This window comes from uncultured Campylobacter sp., assembly GCF_938030145.1.
Taxonomy (GTDB): Bacteria; Campylobacterota; Campylobacteria; order Campylobacterales; family Campylobacteraceae; genus Campylobacter_B.
The window spans coordinates 1-17,010 of sequence record NZ_CALHGM010000010.1 but is presented as its reverse complement, the minus strand read 5'-3'; the positions used below and the strand labels follow the sequence as shown (position 1 = coordinate 17,010).

Below are 17,010 nucleotides of genomic sequence, written 5' to 3'. Positions count from 1 at the left end.
TAAGGGAGAGCAAATGGCTGACATTCAAGGCATTATGGAAAATTTTAAGCGCGGCGTCGCGGAGATCATCGGCGAAGAGCAGATCGAAGCTCTGATTAGGCGCTATTACGACAGCGGCGAGGTCTTTTACGTCAAAATCGGCATGGATCCCACTGCTGCGGATCTACACCTAGGACACGCCGTCGTTCTGAATAAACTCGCGTTTTTACAAAACCACGGCGCGATCGTGCAATTTCTAATCGGTGATTTTACCGCTCAAATCGGCGATCCTACGGGCAAGAGCGAGACTCGCAAAAAGCTAGCACGCGAAGTCGTGCTGCAAAACGCCAAAACTTACGAGCAGCAGGTCTTTAAAATTTTAAATCCCGCCAAAACCAAGGTGATGTTTAATTCCGAATGGACCAACCGCCTGGGTGCTAGCGGAATGATCGAGCTATCAAGTACTTTCAATGTTGCCAGGATGCTCGAGCGCGACGACTTCGAGAAGCGCTACAAGGCAGAGCAGCCGATCAGCATCAGCGAGTTTATGTATCCGCTGCTACAGGGATACGACAGCGTTTGCATGAAATGCGATATAGAATTTGGCGGTACCGATCAGAAATTTAATCTTCTAATGGGTCGCCAGCTGCAAAGAATTTATGATGTCGGCAAAGAACAAAGCGTCGTTATGATGCCGCTTTTGGTAGGCACTGACGGCACGAATAAGATGAGCAAGAGCCTTGGTAACTACATCGGCGTAACCGATACGCCGCATGATATGTACGGCAAGGTGATGAGTATCAGCGATGAGTTAATGTGGGATTGGTATAATCTGCTAAGCCAAAAAAGCAGCGAAGATATTGAGCTAATAAAAGGCTTCGTAGCGGATGGCTCGATCCATCCTAAGGCGGTTAAGGAGGAGCTTGCCTCCGAGATTGTCACGCAATTTTATGACGAAAACACCGCCTTTGAAGCCAAGCAGGAATTTGACCGCGTCCACGGCGCCGGCGAGCTTCCTAGCGAGATCAAGGAATATCACGTAAGCTCGCCTGCATGGATCGTAAAGGCGTTAATTAGCTGCAAGCTCGCAGTCTCTAGCTCGGATGCGCGCAGATTGATAAAATCAAACGCCGTCAGTATCGATCAAAATAAAATTTTAGATGAGCAGCTTCAGCTTAGCTCTGGCGAATATACACTCCAAGTAGGAAAGAAAAAATTCGCTAAATTAAAGGTGGATTAATGAGTATAAAAATAGGCAAACACGAGATTGCGCACCCGATAATTCAAGGCGGCATGGGACTTGGTATCAGCTGGGATAATCTTGCCGGCAATGTCAGCCTAAACGGCTGTCTAGGCGTCATTAGCTCGGTCGGCACCGGCTACTACGAAAATCTTAAATTTGCCAAAAAATCGCTCGAGGGCAGACCATATCAAAGCGAGAATTTTTATAGCAAAGAGGCGCTTTTTACCATCGTGCAAAACGCCCGTAAAATTTGTGGCAATGCGCCTTTGGGGATGAATGTAATGTGCGCGGCGAACGACTACGAACGCATCGTGCGCGACACGTGCGAGGCCGGCATCGACATCATCATAAGCGGCGCCGGGCTTCCTACCAATCTGCCGGAATTTACGGCAGATACCCCGGACGTCGCGCTCGTGCCTATCGTCTCCTCCGCCAAGGCCCTTAAGATCATCGCCAAGCGCTGGAAGCAGCGCTACGACAGAATTCCCGACGCCGTAGTGCTCGAGGGCCCTCTTAGCGGCGGGCATCAGGGCTTTACCTACGAGCAGTGCGGCGATCCGGCGTTTGCGCTGGATAATCTAATCCCGCAAGTAAAAGCAGAAATCTCGCAATGGGGCAGCTTCCCGCTATTTGTCGCAGGCGGAATTTGGGATAGAACCGACATCGATCGCGTGAAATCTTTGGGCGCGGACGGCGTGCAGATGGGCACGCGCTTCATCGGTACCTTTGAATGCGACGCCGCGGAGGAATTTAAGCAGGTGCTTCTTAATGCCAAAAAAGAAGACATCCGGCTTCTAAAATCGCCCGTAGGCTATCCCGCGCGCGGCATTCATACCAATCTGCAAGATATGATCGCCGCAGGCACGGCGCCTAAGATCCGCTGTATCAGCAACTGCGTAAGCCCATGCGAGCGCGGCAAAGGCGCTAACGCCGTAGGATACTGCATCGCAGACCGCCTAAGCGACGCGTATCTGGGCAAAACGCAAAGCGGTCTGTTTTTTACCGGCGCGAACGGTTGGCGATTAAACGAGATAATATCCGTGAAGGAATTGATAGAAAAACTTGTAAATGGCGAAGATAGTTAAAATTTTTCTAATCGCGGCTTTTAGCTGCGTATTGGCGTTTGGAGCTTCGAGCGAGGCGTTTTTTGCGAAATTCGACAAGGATTTCATCGTAGCGACGCCAAATTATAAGCGCTCGCTGCACAAGGAGCTAAAATCGCTCTACCAAGGCGCGTCCGATAAAGAAGTTCGCATCAAAGCGCTAAAGAGATTGGTTTACAGCTCGAAAAATTTAGGGCTTGACTCCTCGCCTTATGAATCTGCGCTAGCCAAATTAGAAGGCAAAGCAAGCGATAGCAGCACGAATTCTAAAAAACTCAAAGATGAAAACGCAAAAAATTCCAAAAGCTCGGACGAGAAAAACACTTCAAATTTAGCGCATAGCCCCAAAGCCTCCGCCTCCAAAAATTCTAAAAATTCAAAAAATTCCACTTCCAAAAATCTCAAAAATACGCGCGCGCCAGAAGAAGCCGATTTAAGCTCGCTATCTAAAGAAGATTTGGAATTTTTACGCTCGACTAGACCGATCGGCGCGGACGAGGCCGTAGACGCCCAGGAGGACGATGGCGGCGAGGACGCAATCGCGCAAAACGAGTATGACGAGGAGTCCGCAGATCAAAGCAGCGAGCTTAGAAAAAGCAGCGTCAAAAAAGCGGACAAAAACGCCCAGCTTGCGTTAAATTCTCTGCGCGGCGATAAAAATGAGATCGTGCTTGAGTTTAACCGCGATCTAAAGCGCGGCGATTATAAAGATTTTACGATCGCAAGTAGCGATAATTTTCGCTTCGTGATTGATTTTAGCGCGCGGCAAAAGTCACAAAAAACGCGGCTTAAAGATAGCTTTGTTAGCGATGTACGCGTCTCGCAATACAACGATAAGACCGTGCGCATCGTACTTAGCGACCCGAAAGAATTTAACGCAAACGTTGAAATTAGCGGCAATATGATGATTTTAAGTACGGCTGAAGGCTTAAAAGCCGCAAAATCCGCGCGCGCAGAAAAAAACAAGGATCAAAAATCAGGGCGCAATCGCAGACGCGAGCAAGATAGCGAGCCGCAAATCAGCACGATAGATGATGCGCAAGGTGCCAAAACCGCGTCCGTGGCCGTCGGTAAAATTTACAAATCGACCAAGGGCAAGCTCATCGTAATTGATCCGGGTCACGGCGGCAGCGATTCGGGCGCGGTCGGAAACGGGCTGAAGGAAAAAAATATCGTACTAGCCACATCCAAAAAGCTCGGCGCGCTGCTTCAAAAACGCGGCTATAGGGTGCTTTACACGCGCAGCACCGACGTGTTTATAAATTTAAGGTCGCGCACCGCTTTCGCCGCTAAAAGAAATGCCGATATGTTTATTTCGATCCACGCAAATGCCGCTCCTAACGCCAGCGCGGCATCTAAAATGAGCGGCGTGGAGACCTTTTTCTTAAGCCCGGCTAGAAGCGAGCGCAGTAAAAACGCCGCAGCACTCGAAAACAAGGGCGATTTGGAGGATATGAATACCTTCTCGAAGCAGACCTTCCTAAATTTCTTAAATCGCGAGAAGATAATCTCTTCAAACAAGCTTGCCATCGATATTCAAAGCTATATGCTAAGCTCGGTCAAAAAGAGCTTCTCGAGCAGAGACGGCGGCGTGCGCGAGGCGCCATTTTGGGTGCTGGTGGGCGCTACGATGCCCGCGGTGCTCGTGGAGATGGGCTACATCACGCACCCGCAGGAGGGTAAAAATTTAGGCAAAAGTGCCTATCAAGATCGCATCGCACAGGGCATCGCAAACGGCGTGGACGCGTACTTTCAGAAAAACAAGTGATGAAATTTTACGCGCTGCGATTTTACGAGCGAGATGAAATTTTATTTCGGCGCTAAGATTTGCTCCGCAGATAAATTTTAGCAGGTGCGATAGCTCTTGCGGATAAACAGAGCGCGGAAGCGGTAAATTTAAAATTTTAAAGCCCGCCGCGCTAAATTTAAAACAAAACGTGCGGTGCTGCGCGCAAAATTCCGCCCGCGTGCCGAATATTTACTGCTGACGAGTAAAATTTTACGGAGCGTCTTGCGGCGCCACGAGCTAGGGATATATACAGCTTAGGCGCGGAATTTTAACGCGGCTCGGCATAAAATTTTAAAGCACGGACTTGGCGCCGCTTGACGCAGCAGAGTGCGGCTGGCAGTAAAATTTACCGACAGAATCGCATTTAAGTCGCGCGAAAAATAGCGATTTTGTCGCGCCTAATGCGAATCGTGTTTCAAACCGCGTCCGCGCAATTAGGATTGCGTTTAAGTTATGAGCGTGTATATTGCACCAGTCGCGCTTAAAACAGCACGGTCGCACCCTAAAATTTCGCGCTATGTCCGCAGGACGCGCAATATTTGCGTAATGTCTCGAACGCGGTAGTTGTAATGCGCCGATACTTGCGCTCTATGCGCATAAAAGGCGCATCTGAATCGTAAATTTAAAGATAAATTTTAAAAGGTCCAAAATGAAAAAAATCGTATTTTTTATCCTGCTTTTCGCCGCCGTCGCGCTCGCGCTTTACGTCACTTCGCGCGTCAATCCGAGCCTTTTTGCCGAGATCAAAGTCCTAGGCGCGCTGCTAAACGCCACGATATTCGGCGTCGCGCTCATCGCCTTAGCGATCGGCGAAAAAGATGTAGTGCGCTTTCCGTTTCTTACCGCCTCGCTGCTGGCGCTGTTTTCGGGGCTAGTGGAGGGCGCGCTGCTCTTCGAAAACCGCTACTACATCGCGATCACGGCGGTGGCGTTCGTCGCTTTCGTCTTTTATCTACAGATCAAGCACAAAAGATTTTCAAACAAAGCTTATAAAAATTCTGCGGACGAAAGCTCTAAAAATTTAGATGAGGGCGCAAATTTAAAAGACGCGGATTTCGGCAGCGCAAAAGAGGCGCGGGAGCCGCAAAATAAAAGCGCCGCGACGGATGAAATTTTAAACTTTAAAAGCGGCGATGAAATTTTAAATTCCAATGACGATCTCGGTGAAAATTCTGCGAGCGGTGCAGATGAAATTTCCGACGAAAATTTTAAAATTTCAAACGACGGCGCGGGCGAAGACGGCGCGGATGAAAATTCCTCGCAAAATTTCAATCAGGGCGGCGAAAATTTCAAGCTAGATTCGAACGAAAATTCCGCAGACGACGCAAGGCGCGATAGATGATCAAATCCGCGCTGATCGCGCTTGTGGTGATATTTTTACTGCTTTTAAATTTAGCCAATCTTTTCGGCATGATAGGCCTAAGCGGGCCGGTGCCTGCGATGATCTGGTTTGCGATCAGCTTCTGCGGGGTTTTTTACCTATACAAATTTTGCGGTGCAAAGCCCGTCGCGGCGCGGATCGGGATCTTTGCCGTAGCCTTCGTGGGCGGATTTTTCACGAGCGTTTTGTACTACGGATTTTTTAATTCGCAAACTTTGGAATTTGCCTTTACATACGCCTTTTTCGCGGTGGTCTTTACACTCGGCATCGGCGTGATTTTGTAGCGAGTTTTAAAATTTAGCGCCTCCACTTTAATTTCGCCGCCGAAGCTTAAAATAAACCTCGCGCGATTTTGTAGAATTTCAAAATTTATCCGTGCGGGCTAAATTTACATCCTGATCTTGTAGGTTTTGTAGTTATCCTTCATCCTAAACGTCAGCAAATTTTGCAAAATTCCAAAAAGGATCATAAAGGTGATGAAGCTGCTGCCGCCATAGCTGAAAAACGGCAGCGGCACGCCCACGACGGGCGCGAAACCCACCACCATCGAGATATTGACGCCCGCGTAGATGAAGATGAGCGAGGCAAGCGCGCTCGTAAAGACCCGTATCAGATAATCGCTTTTGAAATCGTAGTTCAGGCTCAGCAGATGCAGTATCAGCAGCGCATACAGCGCGATCAGCGCGGCAGCCCCCACGAAGCCGAAGCGCTCGATCGTATAAGCGAAGATAAAATCGCTCGTCGCAATCGGCAAGAATTTAAAGTGCGTCTGCGTCGCTTCATCCCTATCCTTGCCGTAGATGCCGCCGTTTCCGATAGCGATGATCGCCTGCTTGACCTGGTAATTGGGCTCCTCGCTGATAAAATCGGCGATGCGCTTTTTTTGATAATCGTGCATGTTTTCGTACAAAATCGGCGAGCTGGCCACAAAAACGATGATCAGCGTAAGCCAAATTTTTTTATCGACGCCGATGATAAAAAGAATAGCAAATCCCGTCAAAAAAAGTATCGCGGCGGTGCCTAGATCGGGCTCTTTTGCGATCAGAACAAAAGGCAGAAGTATGTAAAAGCTAAGGCGCAAAAAATCCTTGAGCCCGTAGCCGTTTTTCGGCGGCGGATTTTTGTGTATCAGATACATCAGCATCAGGATAAACGCGGGCTTCATCACCTCGCTGGGCTGCAGCGTAAAATGCACGAAAGGAATCTCCAGCCAGCGCCTTGCTCCTAGCTTGCTAACGCCGAAAAAATCGACGCTGAGCAGCAATATGATGTTGGTCCAATAAAATATCGGGATCAGATATAAAAATTTGCGTATCGGAAAGAGAAAAAACAGCGTAAAAACGGCAAATCCTACGCCGAAATAAACCACCTGCTTCGAGGACAGCACGTCGTTTGCCTCGCTTATTAAAACGTATGAAAAAACCACTATCGGCACGATTAAAAAAGGTTGAATGAAATCAAAATATGCTAAAATCTTTTTGTCAATTTTAAACAACGCTTAATCCTAATTAAAATTTTGACGTAAGAATAGCCAAAAAAGGTATAAATTTGGATAATCTAATATCACAATGCAGCGAAAGACTCGACGTTTTTTTAAGCTCGCAGCTTGGAATTTCGCGCAATCAAATATCAAGCTTAATCAAATCTGCAGCGGTCAAAGTGGACGGAGCCGTGCAAACTAAGCCCGGCTACAAGCTATCTGCAGGCGAGCTCGTGCACATCGACTACCCCGCGCCCGCGCCGCAGCAAACAGGCGCGGAGAGGCTAAACTTCGACATTGAAATTTTATACGAGGATGAGGATCTGCTCGTGGTAAATAAGCCCGCGGGCCTTACCGTCCACCCCGCCGCAAGCGTCAAAGAGCCCACGCTCGTGGACTGGCTCAAGTCTCGCGGCTATCTGCTTTCCACGCTCGGCGGCGAGCTTCGCGCGGGCATCGTGCACCGCCTGGATAAGCTCACCAGCGGCGCCCTGCTCGTCGCCAAAAACAACGCCGCGCACGCCGCGCTATCGGCACAGCTAAGCGATAAGAGCATGGGGCGGATATACCTCGCGCTCATCGACCTGCCTCTGAAAGAGCCCTGCGTGATCGAGCGCCCGATCGCTCGCAACCCAGCAAACCGCCTAAAAATGGGGATCGTACCTGGCGGACGCGGTGCAAAGAGCGCGTTTTATGAAATTTTAAGCGGAGCGGAACTAAGCGAGCTTCAAAACTCCGCCGAGAGGTGCAATGAAATTTTAAATGCGAGCGATGGCACGGCTGCTGGCAAGAGCACGGGGGCGGATAAAATTTCAGCTACCAATAAAATTTTAGCTGCGAACGCAAGCGCAAGTAGAATTTCGACTGAAGACAAAATTTCGGGCGACGCTATGGATGAAATTTCAACGGGCGCTACCGATAAAATTTCAGACGCAGCTACGAGCACGAGCAAAATTTCGGCTATGTATGCGGGCGGAGATAAAATTTTAAGCGCTAGCAGGGATGCAGATACGGGTAAAATTTTAGCGACCGACGTGAGCGTGCGCGGGAATGAAATTTTAAATGCAGGCCTAGCTGTAGGCACGGGTAAAATTTCGACTACCGACGCAAGCGCGAGCAAGAATGCGGGCATGGATGAAATTTTAAACGACTACGCAGGCGCGGATAACGCGGACGAAATTTCAAATAATTGCATGCGGAGTGCGGATAAAATTTCAATCCAAAGCATAGATAAAATTCCAAGCAGCCGCGCGGACAACGTAGATAAAATTTTAACCGCTGATATGAGCGCAAATGAAACCAAAGCAGCCCGTCTCGCCGAGAATAAAGCCTTAAATTTTAAAAATCCAGCTCAAAACCAAAACCTGCCGCCGATAAACCTAAAGAGCTTTAATCTTGTCGCGGCAAAGCTCTTCACGGGTCGCACGCATCAGATCCGCGTGCATTTAAGCTCGATAAATCGGCACATTTTGGGCGATCATTTATACGGATTTAAGAGCGAAAACGCTAAAATTAGCAGGATTTTGCTCCATGCCTATTTGCTCTATTTCATCCATCCGCGAAGCGGCAAAGAGGTGAAAATATGCGCGGGCTTGCCGAGCGAATTTCTAAATTTTACGACAAATCAAAAGGTAAAGGATGAAATTTATGAAAAAATTTTACCAACTAACGTTGAGCGCTACTTTAGCGATATTAGTGGCTGGCTGCGCTACGTCTAGCGCGCCTAGCGCAAGCGACGAAAGCCTGCCGCGCGTGGAGGGCATCAGGACGATCACGAGCGACAATGAGATCGGACTTGAGTGGCCTAGATACGACAGCAATACCGCCGTATTGGGCTTTGTCGTTTATCGAGCGCCCGCAAGCGGCGGCGAAGCCAAAAAGATCGCCACTATCGCAGATCCATACTCCACCCACTACGTAGATACGAGGCTGCAGCCGGGCACTTCGTATAAATACACGGTGCGCACATACGGCGCCAAGGGCGTTTCGGCTCCTTCTCCGGTCGCTATCGCAAGCACAGCAAAGATGTTAGAGTCCGTGCCGTTTGCGCAGGCTATCTACGGGCTTCCGGGCCGCGTTAAGATCATCTGGCGCCCGCATCCGGATCTTCGAGTAAGCTCTTATCTAATCGAGCGCCGTCCTAAGGGAGGCGAGTCGTGGAGCACGATTAAAGAGGTTCGCGGCAGACTTAGTGCTGAATATATCGACAATATCGATTACGGCGAAGGATATGAATACCGCATTACCGTCAAAACCGAAAACGGAGAGCTGTCCAAGCCTAGTGCAGTCATTGCCGCAGCGCAGGCAGAATAAAGTTTGCCAAATTTCATAACCCAAAGTGTGAGCCTGCCGCCGCTGCCGATTAAGCTCGGCGAGACCGAATTTTTAGAAACGGCGCGCGGCAGAAATTTAACGCTCGTGCGAACTAAAAGCTTTGATAGCGAGTTTTTTATCACCCTAAAGCCCAGCGGCGGCAAAGTGATAGTAAAAGGCGAAAAGATCACCAAGCCCGCCAAAATCGGTCATCTGCAGCGAGCGCTCGAAATTTTTAAAGAGCGCTTCTGCGGACCAATAATCTCGCAGGCGTTTGCTTACAAAGACAGCTCGCTTACCGAAAAAACGCCGCTGATTTTGGACGAGAATGAAATTTTATCCCTCGTAAAAAGCTCTAAATTTAATAAAATTTTCATTGAGATCGGCTTCGGCTCGGGCAGACACCTGCTTCATCAAGCGCGCTCAAATCAAGACGCGCTGCTAATCGGTATCGAAATTTACAAGCCCGCGATCGAACAGGTCGCAAAACTAGCGATCCGCGAAGGGCTGCAAAACATCGCTCTCATAGCCACCGACGCGCGGGTTTTGCTGAGCCTGCTTCCCGCGGGCTGCCTGCAGCGCGTATTTTTGCACTTCCCCGTGCCGTGGGACGACGCGCCGCACCGCCGCGTCATAAGCGACGAGTTCGCCTCACAGATCGCACGCACGCTCGGGCGCGGCGGCCGCTTCGAGCTTCGCACCGACAGCGAGGAGTACTTCCTCTACGCAATGCAAAAGTTCTCGCCCTACGTTCAGCGCAAAGCGGGCGAAATTTCGCATTTTAAAAACCGTGACGCCGCCGTAGCGAGCAAATACGAGGATAGATGGCGCAAAATGGACAAAGACATCTACGATCTGATCTACGAGAATAAAACCGCGGGCCAGGCCGAGCCACAGCAGTTTGAGATGGAATTTTTAAAATTTGACGCGGCGGCAATAGCGCGAAATTTTAAAAATTTCACCTTCAAAGGCGAGGATTTTTTCGTGCATTTTGAGGAAATTTTTTACTTTGACGCGCAGAAAAGCTTGGACGCGGGCGGGACTTGCGCGGAGCGCGGCGTAAATTTAAGCGGCGCGGGCGAAGCTATAAACGACGAAGCTATAAATTTAGACGCGACGCGCGGCAAAAATTTAACCGAGCGCGCGAGCATGGATGAAATTTCGTCAGGCGGCGGCAAAATTTTAGCTACGACAGCGTGCGATAAAATTTCAACTTGCGCGAACGCTGCACAAATTCTAAAAAAAGCGAGCGCCCCACTGAATACAAACCGCGTGGATGAAACGGGCGTAAAAGAGAGCGTAAATTTAAATCAAAATTGCTTGGGCTCAAACTACGTAAATTTAACGGGTAATGTTTCGGTAAATGTCGCAGTAAGCACTAAATTTAGCCGCACTGCCCCTGGCGAAAAACGCGCTTTAGCCTGCGAGCAGATCGCAACAAGCAGCGCGCTAAATGCTAGCGGCACAGAGGGTGCGCTTGCGGCTATCGGCGCGACAGGTGCGAGCACTACGCCCGCAGCGATCGGCACAATAGATACAAACAATGTACCGAATGCGGTCGGCTCATTCTCGGCAACCAGTGCAATAAAAGAGAGTGTCACGCCAAATGCGACTCGCACAGACGAAGCAAACGCTACGCAAATTCTAAAAAAAGCAAGCGCTGCGCTTTACAAAAATGAGCCGCAAGCCGAACTAAAAAACGAGCTAAACCACGCTACTGAACCGCAAGCAGAATTACAAAATAAGTCAAACTCTATCAAGTCGCAAGTCGAGCGCCGAAGCGAGCCAAGCCATGACGAGCTACAAGCCGAACACCAAGGCGAATTAAATTGTGCCGAGCAGCAATGCCAAGGCAAACCAAGCCGCGTTAAGTCGCAAGACGAATGGCAAAGCGAACCAAGCTGTGCCGAGCCGCAAAACGAACGGCAAAGCAAGCCGTGCACTGCCGAGCCGCAAGACGTGCTAATCCTGCTTTCGCTCGGGGCATTCGACTTTCCGCAGCAGTGTTTCATCCGCGCAAACGAAAGCGGCACGAGCTACTTCATCCGCCGCCCGCTTCCTACGCGCGAAAATCACGCGGCACATCAAAAAATTTCGGAGATATTTTCACAATGGCAGAGATAACGGACGATTACAACATCATCACCGCAGCAGGCCTCACGCTGGGCTACGAAAAGGCGGGCGCAGTCATCCAAGACGCTAGTTTCGGCATCGGCGCGAAGGACTTCGTCATCATCACGGGCAAGAGCGGCAGCGGCAAATCCACGCTACTTAAGTCCTTCTACGGCGGCATCGACATCATCGGCGGCGAGCTGAACGTCTGCTTGTGCGATCTAAAGGGCATCACAAACTCCGATCTGCGCACCCTGCGCCAGCGCATCGGCATTATTTTTCAAAACTACCGCCTGATCAACGAATGGACGATCGAGCGCAACATAATGCTTCCGTTAATGATAATGGGCTACAATCAGCAGGTCTGCCAAGACCAAGCCAAAAAGCTACTGCGCCACGTCGAGCTCGGGCATAAGATGGGCAAGTATCCGCTCGAGCTTAGCGGCGGCGAGCAGCAGCGCGTGGCTTTGGCGCGCGCGATGGCGCACAATCCGCGCCTGCTGCTGTGCGACGAGCCTACGGGAAATTTGGACGACTACTCCAGCGCCATTATTTGGAATTTGCTGCGCTCGGCGTGCGAGTCGTGGAACGCCTGCGTCGTCATCGTAACGCACAAAATGCCCGCCACGCTGCGTTTTAGGCACCGACATTTTGAGATTAAGGACGCTAAAGTAAATGAAATCGATTAAAACCCATTTCGGCGTGATCTTTTCGCTCGTCGCGCTGCTTTTCTCCGTGCAGTTTGGAATTTTTATGAGTAACCTAACCAAAAGCTACGAGCGCTCGATCCAAAACGAATACAATATCGTGCTAGTCTCTAAAACTCCGCTCAGCCTGCAAGACGCGCAAAAAGCAGTGCCTAAAATCAGCTCGATTAGCGAAATTTCCACAGCGGGCATAACCGAGCGACTGAAGGGCAAAATTTCACAAAACGCCTTTGCCGAGCTTAGTAAAAATTTGCCTAAATTTTATAGCGTTAAGCTCGAAAGCTTCCCCGACGCCGCGCAGCTTGCCAAGATCGAGCAGGATCTAAAATCTATTGGCTCGCTTACGAGGGTAGAAATTTTTAAAAAAACCCACGATGAAATTTTTAAAATTTTACTGCTTATCAAAAGCCTCGTTTATGGCTTTGCGTTTCTCATCGTGCTTTTAGGCGTGATGTTAATTCACCGCCAGATGCGTATCTGGGTTTACGAACACAAAGAGCGCATCGAGATCATGGAGCTTTTCGGCGCGTCGTTTCTGATAAAAAGCGGCAAACTCTACCGGATGGCGATAATAGACTCCTTCATCGCCACGCTGATCGTGACCTGCTTCTACATTGCGCTTCCAGGCTGGGAGGTGTTTTCGACAACGCTTAAGGGTATCGGCGATCTACGCACCGCCATAGTGCTGCCTTACGACGCACTGATCCTTTTGAGTGTTGCCTTGGCACTATCTATCATCGCGGTAAGTTTTGTGATGCTGCAAATTGGAAATAAACGAGCATGAAAAGGGCTTTTTTAGCGCCGCTTCTTGCGCTGGGGCTTGCCGCGGCTCTTACTTATGCCGCGCCCGCAAAGGGTCAAAGCACGAAAGATAAGATCGCCAAAGCGGGTCAAGAGCTCAAAAGCTCGCAAAAGGAGGGGATACAGCTCTCGCAAAAGATCGACGAGATCGCGGGCCAAATCGTAAAGGAGCAGGAGAGTTTTAAAAAGCGCGAGGGCGAGATCAAACAGCTAAGCGAAACGATCGAAGGCCTAAAGGATCAATACGCCGCCGAAGCGCAGGAGCTTGAGAAGCTCAATAGCCAAAATGCCACTCTTCTTAGCGTGCAAAGCGAACTGGAGAGCAAGATCATAAGCGTGATCTCGCAAGAGCTATCGTTTGATCTCATCACCGACGTAAATTCCACCACCACGCCCGATTCTATCGTGGCTAGCGAAATTTTAGAAGGGCTTGGCATCGTTATGAACGACGAGCTTAAAGGGCTGATCAAAGACTACGAAAATAATCAAAATTTTATCAACGAGCAGAACAAAAAGATCAAATCGATCCAGGCAAGCATGGCGGGCTACGACAAGAAAAAAACCGATCTCAACGCCAAGCAAACCACCCAAAAAGAGAAGCTCGCACAGATGAAAAAGGACAAAGAGGACTACATCGCGCGCCTGGAGAAGATAAACGACGAGCAAGACGCCATATCTAAGACCCTGCAGGAGCTTAAGATCATCGACGACGCCGAGGAAAAAGCCAAAGCGCAGAAGGAGGAAACGGCGCGCCAAGCGAAGCTTGAAGCGCAGAAGCAAAAGGAGCGCCAGGCGCGCGAAAAAGAGTACGCCAAAGCAAAGGCGGCTGCCAAAAAGGCGGGCAAGCCCGAGCCTGCGCCTCCTAGCGAGCCCGAGCCCGAAGTGAGCGAGCCTGCGGATGAGCGCGTAAGCAAAATCAACCAGAAGGTCAAGCAGTACGGCTCGAGCTATCAGTCCTCGCGCGTTAAAAAATACAGCGGAGCCAAAACCGCAGCGCCTCTGAACAGCGCGTATTTGAAGCGGAAATTCGGTAATTACAACGATCCCGTATATAACATCAAGCTTTTCAACGAAAATATCGTGCTAGGCTCAAACAGCGGCGACACGCAGGTTAAGGCGGTGCTACCGGGCAAGGTGGTCTTTGCCAAAGAAACCGCCGTGCTCGATAAGGTCGTGATCCTAGAGCACAGCGGCGGCATCCACACGATCTACGCGCATCTAAATCAGATCCCGCCTACCGTGCGCGTCGGCTCCAACGTCAAAAAGGGCTACATCATCGGGCGCATCGGCTCGGATCTGACCTTTGAAGTGACGCAGCAGAACTACCACATCAACCCGCTCGATCTCATAAGTCTGAGGTGAAGCCGTGGGCAGGGGAAATTCTAAATTTAGCGAATCTTGCGAGGACGCTGAAAGTTTAAATTTAAGCGAGCAAAGCTCGGACTGCGAGTTAAATTTGAGCGATGAAAATTCTGCGGCGACGTTAAATTTGAATGACGTAAATTCCAAAGCGACGTTAAATTTGAACGATCAAAATTTAAGCAGCCGAAGCTTTGCTGCCGCAGGTATTGTTGGCGCGCCAAATTTAAATAGTGAGAATTCCTCCACGGGCGCTGCCGCTGCATTAAATTTTAAAAATAAGAATTCCGCGACGACGGACATCGTAGCGACATCAAAAACGATGGCGGCGCCGCAAAAACAGGAAGCTACAACGAGCGTCGTAGAAGTAAAAACGACGAAAACAGCGCAAAACGATATTGAGATTACAAGAGTAGCGGAGGAAATAATGACAACAGAAATGGCGGCAGCAAAAGAAGCAGAAGCGGTGAGACCGCAAATCCAAGAGCTTACCAATTTTCTTAGTGAATACACCGCCAAGATGCTTAGTATCGGCACTTACACCGCGCGCATCGAGCGCTGCGTGCGCAGGATAGCGGACGCTTACGACTATGAGGCTAGCCTGATGATCTTTGTGCGCCACTTCATCATCAGCGTGATGGATCCTGCGGACAACTCTATCCGCCGCACCTACGTCAAAACGGGCGCTGCGGCGCAGATCAGCTTCGATCTGATCTCGGAGCTAAGCGCGCTTAGCTGGGAAATTTACGATGAAAAAATCCCTTTTGCGCGCGCCAAAGCCGCATTTGCAGAAATTTTAGCCTCGCAGAAGAAAAGCTTTGCCAAAACTCTCGTTCTGCTCAGCGTCGCAAACGCCGCATTCTGCGAGCTGTTTGGCAGTGACGGTGGCGCGATGGCGTTAGTTTTTGCGGCTACGGCTTTTGGAATTTGCGCCCGCCATCTGCTTAGCAAACTTAAAATCAACCTAAAAATCCAATACATCGCAGTTTCGTTCGCAGCATCCTTCATCGTCTCGCTAGGCGCTCGCTACGGGCTTAGCGCCACGCCCGACGTCGCCGTGGGATCGAGCATACTCTTTTTGATCCCCGGCGTCTGGCTGATCAACTCGGTATTTGACATCTTAAACGAAAATATGCTCGTAGGCATCAGCAGAGGGCTAAACACGGGGCTTTTGATCATCTGCATCGCGATCGGACTCTTTCTGACGCTTAGCATCTCAAATTTGGGGCTCGTAAATGTTTGATATAGCGCTTTTGGTATTTAAGGATGCTTGCTTTGCCGCTGCGGCGGGACTCGGGTTTGCGTATGCGTGCATGCCACCCAAAAAGACGCTTGCCTTCTCGGCGCTGCTTGCCGCGGTAGCGCATTCGTGCAGGTTTTTACTGATTCAAAGCCAAATTTTTTCGATCGCTGCCGCGACACTTTTTGCGTCGTTTCTGATCGGCGTTTTGGGAATGCTCTGCGCCAAGCGCCTCAAGGTGCCCGCAGAGATCATCGCCTTTCCCGCGCTGCTTCCGATGATCCCCGGCATTTACGCCTACAAGGCGGTTTTGGCGCTGTTTTCTTATATCAAAGCCGCGGGCGCAGAGCAAAAGCTCGCTCATCTCATCTCGTTTTTCGACAACGCCCTCGCCACGGTCTCGATCTCGCTGGCGCTCGGCACGGGCGTCTCGATAACGCTGCTAATTTTCTACGAGCAGTCTTTGATGACGACGCGAGGGGCTAGGAAGTAGAATTTTGAATAAATTTAGAATTTCGTAAATTTACGAGCAGGCAGAATCTAGAATTTTATCCTACCTGCTGCAATTTTAGAGGTTGGGAAATTACAAACCCGAGCCTTTTGCGCAGAAATCTCGGATTAAGCTTTCTTCCTTTACGGTGTTTCGGCTCATATCGGTCTTTTTACCTAACTCGCAAGCGCGTTTATAGTATTGCCTCATTTCTTTTATATCCGTCTCATATATAGCGTAAAGCCCACATGCGTTCCATATCGGATCTTTTTCTGCATCGCATGCTTTTTTGAGATATGCCTTAGTTTTGTCGGCATACTGATATGGAGAGCCTTTTATGCCGCGTTTGTTGATGATCATGGTAGCTACCGAAAAGCAGCCGCCTGAGTTATTATTGTCGCAGGATTTATTATATAGCTTCATAGCTTCAGCGTAATCGGGTCTGATTTTTTCTTTCGTAGTGATTGATTCTCCACTTTCGTAGATGTAGCCTGCGAGATTGCACGAGTCCATGTCTCCACCCTCACATTTTTTAACGTAGTCCGCTATCTCGTCTTTAGCTGACATAGGGCGATTGCATGCTTCTTCCCAAGTTTTTTTGTCATTAGCGCTGTTTTGTACCTTAGGATTATTTTTACCTACTTCGCAGGCTTTTTGATAGAACTTCTTTGCCCTTTCCATATCGCCATTTATATCGGCATTTAAGGCAATCGATTCACATTGCTGAAAATACCCCAACTCGCATGCTTTTTCTTCATATTCTACAGCCTTAAGAAGATCTTTTTCAATTCCTTTGCCCTCATCACCAATTCTATAGTCGACTGCTACTGAATAACACGCCATCGCATCGCCGCCTTCGCACTGTTCAAGCGTAGATTTTTGCAGCTTTGAACCTACAAAACCTATGATTAGCAAGACACAAAAAATCCCGCCGATAACGGCGAACACACCCAAAAGGATTTTGTAACCCCTTTTCATCTTTAACTCCTTAAATTAAAAGTAGAAAATAATTC

At 49.4% G+C, this 17,010-nt stretch carries 14 protein-coding genes and 2 pseudogenes; 14 read left to right on the top strand and 2 right to left on the bottom strand.

Annotated features, from left to right (window positions below; genetic code table 11):
* The first annotated feature begins 13 nt into the window (after window positions 1-13).
* The 5 genes from tyrS (at window position 14) to Q0323_RS03020 (ending at window position 5,779) form a co-directional block, all read left to right on the top strand.
* Window positions 14-1,219: a tyrosine--tRNA ligase gene (gene tyrS, locus Q0323_RS03040; protein ID WP_298051335.1), complete on the top strand. Its 1,206-nt coding sequence runs from the start codon at window positions 14-16 to the stop codon at window positions 1,217-1,219.
* Window positions 1,219-2,307, top strand: a complete 1,089-nt coding sequence (locus Q0323_RS03035; RefSeq protein ID WP_298051334.1) for a nitronate monooxygenase — start codon at window positions 1,219-1,221, stop codon at window positions 2,305-2,307. The genes tyrS and Q0323_RS03035 overlap by 1 nt, the downstream gene beginning before the upstream one ends.
* Window positions 2,291-4,093 carry an N-acetylmuramoyl-L-alanine amidase gene (locus Q0323_RS03030; protein WP_298051331.1) on the top strand — a complete coding sequence of 601 codons (1,803 nt, stop codon included), beginning with the start codon at window positions 2,291-2,293 and terminating at the stop codon, window positions 4,091-4,093. Before Q0323_RS03035 ends, Q0323_RS03030 begins: the two co-directional genes overlap by 17 nt.
* A 670-nt stretch (window positions 4,094-4,763) precedes the next feature.
* A complete protein-coding gene (locus tag Q0323_RS03025; protein ID WP_298051329.1) occupies window positions 4,764-5,456 on the top strand; it encodes a hypothetical protein in 693 nt (230 codons plus the stop codon).
* Window positions 5,453-5,779 carry a hypothetical protein gene (locus Q0323_RS03020; RefSeq protein WP_298051327.1) on the top strand — a complete coding sequence of 109 codons (327 nt, stop codon included), beginning with the start codon at window positions 5,453-5,455 and terminating at the stop codon, window positions 5,777-5,779. The genes Q0323_RS03025 and Q0323_RS03020 overlap by 4 nt, the downstream gene beginning before the upstream one ends.
* A 104-nt stretch (window positions 5,780-5,883) precedes the next feature.
* On the opposite strand, the gene Q0323_RS03015 is transcribed toward Q0323_RS03020, so the two are convergent.
* Entirely contained in the window at window positions 5,884-6,990 is a 1,107-nt protein-coding gene (locus Q0323_RS03015; protein ID WP_298051326.1) for an FtsW/RodA/SpoVE family cell cycle protein, read from the bottom strand.
* 53 nt (window positions 6,991-7,043) lie between these two features.
* Between Q0323_RS03015 and Q0323_RS03010 the strand changes: the two are divergent.
* The 9 genes and pseudogenes from Q0323_RS03010 to Q0323_RS02970 all read left to right on the top strand — a co-directional run.
* A pseudogene (locus Q0323_RS03010) lies at window positions 7,044-7,673 on the top strand (RluA family pseudouridine synthase); the annotation flags it as partial.
* Between the two features lie 693 nt (window positions 7,674-8,366).
* Window positions 8,367-8,693, top strand: a pseudogene (locus Q0323_RS03005) (RluA family pseudouridine synthase); the annotation flags it as partial.
* Window positions 8,623-9,288 carry a fibronectin type III domain-containing protein gene (locus Q0323_RS03000; protein WP_298051325.1) on the top strand — a complete coding sequence of 222 codons (666 nt, stop codon included), beginning with the start codon at window positions 8,623-8,625 and terminating at the stop codon, window positions 9,286-9,288. The pseudogene Q0323_RS03005 and the gene Q0323_RS03000, both read left to right, overlap by 71 nt.
* A 3-nt stretch (window positions 9,289-9,291) precedes the next feature.
* Entirely contained in the window at window positions 9,292-11,412 is a 2,121-nt protein-coding gene (gene trmB, locus Q0323_RS02995) for a tRNA (guanosine(46)-N7)-methyltransferase TrmB (protein WP_298051323.1), read from the top strand.
* Window positions 11,400-12,089 (top strand): ATP-binding cassette domain-containing protein, encoded by a 690-nt coding sequence (locus Q0323_RS02990; RefSeq protein ID WP_295152369.1) that lies wholly within the window; start codon window positions 11,400-11,402, stop codon window positions 12,087-12,089. Before trmB ends, Q0323_RS02990 begins: the two co-directional genes overlap by 13 nt.
* A complete protein-coding gene (locus tag Q0323_RS02985; protein WP_297895762.1) occupies window positions 12,076-12,891 on the top strand; it encodes a hypothetical protein in 816 nt (271 codons plus the stop codon). Before Q0323_RS02990 ends, Q0323_RS02985 begins: the two co-directional genes overlap by 14 nt.
* Window positions 12,888-14,270 carry a peptidoglycan DD-metalloendopeptidase family protein gene (locus tag Q0323_RS02980; RefSeq protein WP_298051322.1) on the top strand — a complete coding sequence of 461 codons (1,383 nt, stop codon included), beginning with the start codon at window positions 12,888-12,890 and terminating at the stop codon, window positions 14,268-14,270. Before Q0323_RS02985 ends, Q0323_RS02980 begins: the two co-directional genes overlap by 4 nt.
* Before the next feature lie 436 nt (window positions 14,271-14,706).
* The gene (locus Q0323_RS02975; RefSeq protein ID WP_298051365.1) at window positions 14,707-15,510 is read left to right on the top strand and encodes a threonine/serine exporter family protein; all 804 of its coding nucleotides are present in this window, start codon (window positions 14,707-14,709) and stop codon (window positions 15,508-15,510) included.
* Window position 15,511: 1 nt separating this feature from the next.
* Window positions 15,512-16,000: a threonine/serine exporter family protein gene (locus Q0323_RS02970; protein ID WP_298051363.1), complete on the top strand. Its 489-nt coding sequence runs from the start codon at window positions 15,512-15,514 to the stop codon at window positions 15,998-16,000.
* Between the two features lie 90 nt (window positions 16,001-16,090).
* Here the strand turns inward: Q0323_RS02970 and Q0323_RS02965 are convergent, their stop codons facing one another.
* Window positions 16,091-16,975, bottom strand: a complete 885-nt coding sequence (locus Q0323_RS02965) for a tetratricopeptide repeat protein (protein WP_298051321.1) — start codon at window positions 16,973-16,975, stop codon at window positions 16,091-16,093.
* Window positions 16,976-17,010: the final 35 nt, after the last annotated feature.